The organism is Streptomyces sp. NPDC059897 (assembly GCF_042730865.1).
Lineage (GTDB): Bacteria > Actinomycetota > Actinomycetes > Streptomycetales > Streptomycetaceae > Streptomyces.
Genome location: NZ_JBHWKQ010000082.1, coordinates 1 through 4,726, shown reverse-complemented (window position 1 = coordinate 4,726; position 4,726 = coordinate 1). Strand labels below are relative to the sequence as shown.

Genomic DNA, 4,726 nt, shown 5'->3' with positions numbered 1-4,726 from the left:
CAGGAGGCGGAGCGACTCCGCCTCCCCGGGCCTCCACGCGGCCCGATCCCCCCGAGGTCCGACCCGGGTCGTCCTATGCGCCGAGCTGGGCCCGGAACCGGTTCAGCACCCGAGTGAGGCGGCGGGAGACCTGCATCTGGGAGATGCCCAGGACGCCTCCGATCTCGGCCTGCGTCAGCTCGTCGACGAACCGGAGCGCGAGAAGCTTGCGGTCCCGGGGCGCGAGGGCGGCGATCAACGGCTTGAGGGCCTGAAGGTTCTCCGCCTTGGCCAACTCGGGATCCTGGCTGCCGATGTGGGCGGCCAAGGTGTCGTCGGGCTCGCCCAGGTCGGCCGACCGGTCGAGCGATGCGGCGGTGCAGCCGTTGGTCGCCTTCAGGCCTTCGGCGACCTCGTCCTCGTCGAGGCCGAGGTGGGCGGCGAGTTCGGCGACGGTGGGCGCGTGTCCGTTCGCCTGCTCCAGGCGGGTGCTCGCCCGGTCGAGGTGCAGGCTGAGCTCCTTCAGGCGCCGGGGGACGTGGACGGCCCACGTCGTGTCGCGGAAGAAGCGCTTGATCTCGCCCATGACGGTGGGCAGGGCGAAGCTCGTGAACTCCGCTCCCCGGTGCAGATCGAAGCGGTCGATGGCCTTGATCAGACCGATCGTGCCGACCTGCACGACGTCCTCGTAGGACTCGCCGTGAGCACGCAGGCGCCGTGCGGCGTAGTGCACGAGATTGAGGTTCAGCTCGACCAGAGTGTTGCGTGCGTAGGCGTACTCATGGGTGCCCTCCTCGAACTCGTCGAGCCGGGCGAACAGCGACTTCGACAGGTCACGGATGTCCGCCGGCGCGAGCGCGTCCGTGGCGGAGAGTGACGGAAGGCCCGGGACACCGGCCGACGGAGCGACACCGCCCGGGCCGGTCGTATGTCGCTCAGCCGTATCGGTCCGCGCCGCCGAATGGCTGGTGGCCTGGGACGTCATCGTCGCTCCTCGGTCCGGAGGCACTCCCCCGTTGGGAGTGCGGCGTGCACGACCCATACCCGCAATCTTCCCCCGCACACCCGGAACTTGACGCTCCGTAACATTCGCGAACCCGTCGGCCGCGCCTCCACTTCCACCGGTCGCGCCCGACCACGACACTTTGCGGGCATTCAACTTGGCGACGGATTCCGCTCGTTGGCGAAATTCGGCGCGTACGAGGAGACCGCCGTGGCAACCGGAACGAGAAGCCGTGCGATGCGGCCGCGCCGACCGCACCTCACACACCGTGACCGCACGACCGGAGGGAGCCGCGATGTCCACGCAGACCAGCCGCCTGTCCATCACCGAACTGACGCGCTGCGAACACTGCGCGGTGCTGCGCGTGAGCGGGGAACTCGACCAGGATTGCGAGCAGTTCTTCCTCCGCACGATCGGAACCCGCGTGCTGGCCGGGCACCGGCATCTCGTGCTGGACGTCACGGCGCTCACGTTCTGCGACTCGCGCGGCCTCAACTGCCTGCTCGCCGCCCGCTGGCTGCTGCGGCGCCGCGAGGGCCTGCTCCTGCTCGCCGGGCCCGGCCGACGGCTGATCGATCTGCTCGCCCAGACCGGCAGCAGCGACCTCCTGCCCTGCCGCCCCACCGTGAGTCAGGCGCTGACGGTCCTCCCCCAGGCGCATCGCCCCGGCTGGCCGCCCCCGGGTCACGACCATCCGGACTCCGGCCCGACGGCCGCCGGATACGCGTCCTCGCCCCCTGCAGGTTGCTGCCCCTCGTGGGGAGATCAGGCGCCGATAAGCTGACGGGACGCCACGGTCGGGCCCGGTCGTCGCGTACTGGACTCGATGGGCAGAGGTGTAGCGAGCGCATGAAGCGACCTGGACGACCGGGCAAGACACTTGCGGGCAGGACACTTGGTTGGGGAATACGACCCCAGGCGCCCTTCTCGGTGAAGCGGGTTACGCGCGGGAACTCCGCGGCGCGCGTGCTGCTCAACGCCGCCGGACATGATGCCGTGTGGCTGGGCGTCGCTGCCGTGCTCGGCGTGGCGGGTGGTCAGAGCGCCCGCCGGGCCGCACTGCGCGGCGTCGGATCCGTGGGCATCGTCGCCGCGCTGGACCGGGCGCTGGCCAAACCCCGCCCGGACACCGGCCCCCGGCGTTCCAACCCGGTGGCGTCGGCCGCGGCGTTCGCCGCCGCGGTCGCGGTGGAGTCGCCCCGCCACGGCCTCGCCGTGCTGCCCGTCGCCGCCGGGCTGACCTGTCTGCGGGGCCGCGGGAACCTCCCCCACCGGGGGCGCGCCGCGGCGGGCATCGTCGCGGGGGTGAGCGCCGCGCTGCTCACCTACCGCTGGTGGCCGGCCAAGCCGGAGGCCGCCGCGGCGGCAGCTCCCCCGCGCAGGCCGGCCCCGGCCCTCAAGGACGGCAAGGGCCTGCATCTGGTGGTCAATCCGTCCTCCGGCATCTCCTGGTCCCAGGACACCGCGACGCTGCTGCCCACGCTCCTTCCCGAAGCCACGATCACCGTCCTCGAACCGGGTGACGACCTCCTGGCCCTGCTCCACGGTGCGGCGCTGCGCGCTCTCGCGGACGGCGGTGCGCTGGGTGTCTGCGGCGGCGACGGCACCGTCAACGCGGCCGGCGCGACGGCCGCGCGCCATCACGTACCGCTCGCGGTCTTCCCCGGCGGTACGTTCAACCACTTCGCGGGCGACCTCGGCAACCAGACCCTTGAGGATGTCGCCCGCGCCGTCCGGGAGGGCGAGGCGGTCACCGCCGACGCGGGCCGGGCGACACCTCCCGAAGGCCCCCACACCGGCCCGGAGGACGGCGGCCCAAAGGCGTCGCCCGACGAGGCATCCGACGAGGCCCCCGACACTCCTGTCGGCGACGGCGGGCAGCAGCTGTTCCTCAACACGTTCAGCATCGGCGTGTACTCCGAACTCGTCCACGCCCGGGAACGCCTGGAGGAGCGGATCGGCAAATGGCCCGCGCTGGCCGTGGGCCTGGCCAAGGTCCTGGCCACCGGCAGCCCGCTCTCGGTGGCCATCAACGGCCGCCCACGCAGCATCTGGCTGCTCTTCGCGGGCAACGGCATCTACCACCCCGCCGGTTTCGCCCCCACCTACCGCACCCAGCTCGACGACGGGCTGCTCGACATCCGCGCCGTGGAGGCCGGCACCCCGCTGGCCCGCACCCGGCTCCTCCTCGCCGTCCTGACCGGAACCCTGCACAACTCCCGGGTCCTGACGACCGCCCAGGTACGCCGCCTCGAGCTGCACGTCCTGCAGGGCGATCCTCACTTCGCCTACGACGGAGAAGTCACGGAGGCGACCTACCGGCACCTCGTCCTCGACAAGATCACCAACGCGATCACCCTGTACCGCCCCGCCGACCAGGCCCAGTGGCTGCGCTGACACCAAACGCCAGGCACCGGAGACGGCTTGGGTCACACTTCCTGGCCCGACGGCGCCACCGGTGCCCTCGCGTTCACCACGAATCCGGCTCCGCCCGGGTCCGTCAGGAGTGCCTCGGACGAATCCGTTCCGAGTGACAGGGCTTGGCCGCCGTGGGTTCGTGCTGCCTGCATGCAGGCCTCCACGTCGTCGACCGAGAAGTGGACCTGCCACCGCGGCCGGACCTGGGGGTCGGGGGCCGAGTCCACCGCGCCCGAGTGGATGCGGGCCACGACCTGACCGCGGCTGCGCAGGACGACTTCCTCGTCCTCGTAGCGGACCTCACAGCATCCGCCCTCCTCGGACGCCCAGCCCAGGACCTCGGAGTAGAACATCGTCGCGTCGAAGGCATCGCGCGTATGCAACTCCAAGAACGTCGGCGCCGCCCGGCGCCAGTTCTCCCAGTCGCTCACCAGCTCGCCCTCCCACACACCGAAGACCGCCCCGTCCCGGTCGGCGAGCACGGCCGCTCTCCCCGGCGGGAAGGCCAGGGGCCCCACCGCGGTCGTCCCGCCGCGTTCGCGGCCGCGGGCCGCGGTGTCGTCGGCGCTTGCCGTGGCGAAGAACGGTGTCCACACTCCGGGCATCGAGCCCCTCCCCGTGGAGGAGATCCCTGCCACCGGAACCCCGCGCACACTCGCGAACCGGTAGCTCTCGCCCAGCCTGCTCACGCGCCAGTCCCACCCCAGCACCGCGTGGTAGAAGTCTTCCGCCTCGGCCAGGTCATGTGTGGACAGGCTCACCCAACAGAGGGCGCCCAGCACCGAGTTGCTGTTCGGATCTGCGTATGGGGCTGTCGTGGAGGTGTTCATTTCGTACGTACCAGCCGTGCGCTCGCGGAACGGTTCATCATGCGTGGCCCTTCGGCGTCAGCCATAGCGCGGACAGCGGCGGAAGACACACCTCCAGCGAAGCGGGCAGGCCGTGGCAGGCCGTCGACTCCTCGGCCGCCAGGGAGGCGCCGTTGGCGACCCCGCTACCGCCATAGCGCTCCGCGTCGGTGTTGAGGACTTCCTGCCATGCTCCGGAGGCCGTCCGTGGGACGCCGATCCGGACGCCCTCCCTCAGTACGGGCGCGAAGTTGCAGATGGCCAGCAGTGGGCTGCCGTCCGCGGCGTGGCGGAGGAAGGCAAGCACGTTGTCGTCCGCGTCATCGGCCATCACCCAGCGGAAGCCTGTCGGGTCGGTGTCGCGTTCCCATAGGGCGGGGGCGGCCCGGTAGCAGGTGTTGAGGTCGCGGACGAGGTCGCGGATGCCGCGGTGGTCGGGTTCGGCTCCGTAGGCGGGGTCGAGGAGCCACCAGTCGGG

Annotated in this window: 5 protein-coding genes; 2 read left to right on the top strand and 3 right to left on the bottom strand. The window is 71.6% G+C overall.

Features of this window, described 5'->3' with window-relative positions; translation table 11 throughout:
* Positions 1–73: 73 nt before the first annotated feature.
* The gene (locus tag ACFV9W_RS39000; protein ID WP_385770862.1) at positions 74–964 is read right to left on the bottom strand and encodes a SigB/SigF/SigG family RNA polymerase sigma factor; all 891 of its coding nucleotides are present in this window, start codon (positions 962–964) and stop codon (positions 74–76) included.
* Between the two features lie 313 nt (positions 965–1,277).
* Between ACFV9W_RS39000 and ACFV9W_RS38995 the strand changes: the two genes are divergently transcribed.
* Together ACFV9W_RS38995 and ACFV9W_RS38990 are read left to right on the top strand one after the other, a co-directional pair.
* On the top strand, positions 1,278–1,766 hold the full coding sequence (locus ACFV9W_RS38995) for an STAS domain-containing protein (protein ID WP_385770860.1): 489 nt from the start codon (positions 1,278–1,280) through the stop codon (positions 1,764–1,766).
* Positions 1,767–1,912: 146 nt separating this feature from the next.
* Positions 1,913–3,379, top strand: coding sequence for a diacylglycerol/lipid kinase family protein (locus tag ACFV9W_RS38990; protein WP_385770858.1), 1,467 nt, complete (start codon positions 1,913–1,915; stop codon positions 3,377–3,379).
* Between the two features lie 32 nt (positions 3,380–3,411).
* Here the strand turns inward: ACFV9W_RS38990 and ACFV9W_RS38985 are convergent, their stop codons facing one another.
* Positions 3,412–4,230 (bottom strand): VOC family protein, encoded by an 819-nt coding sequence (locus ACFV9W_RS38985; protein ID WP_385770856.1) that lies wholly within the window; start codon positions 4,228–4,230, stop codon positions 3,412–3,414.
* Between the two features lie 37 nt (positions 4,231–4,267).
* A partial coding sequence (locus ACFV9W_RS38980; protein WP_385770854.1) for an alpha amylase C-terminal domain-containing protein occupies positions 4,268–4,726 on the bottom strand: 459 nt, incomplete at its 5' end.

Excerpts from the sequence above, each read along its gene's own strand:
- ACFV9W_RS39000 (WP_385770862.1), bottom strand. The coding sequence starts at position 964 with ATGACGTCCCAGGCCACCAGCCATTCGGCGGCGCGGACCGATACGGCT.
- ACFV9W_RS38995 (WP_385770860.1), top strand. The coding sequence starts at position 1,278 with ATGTCCACGCAGACCAGCCGCCTGTCCATCACCGAACTGACGCGCTGC.
- ACFV9W_RS38985 (WP_385770856.1), bottom strand. The coding sequence starts at position 4,230 with ATGAACACCTCCACGACAGCCCCATACGCAGATCCGAACAGCAACTCG.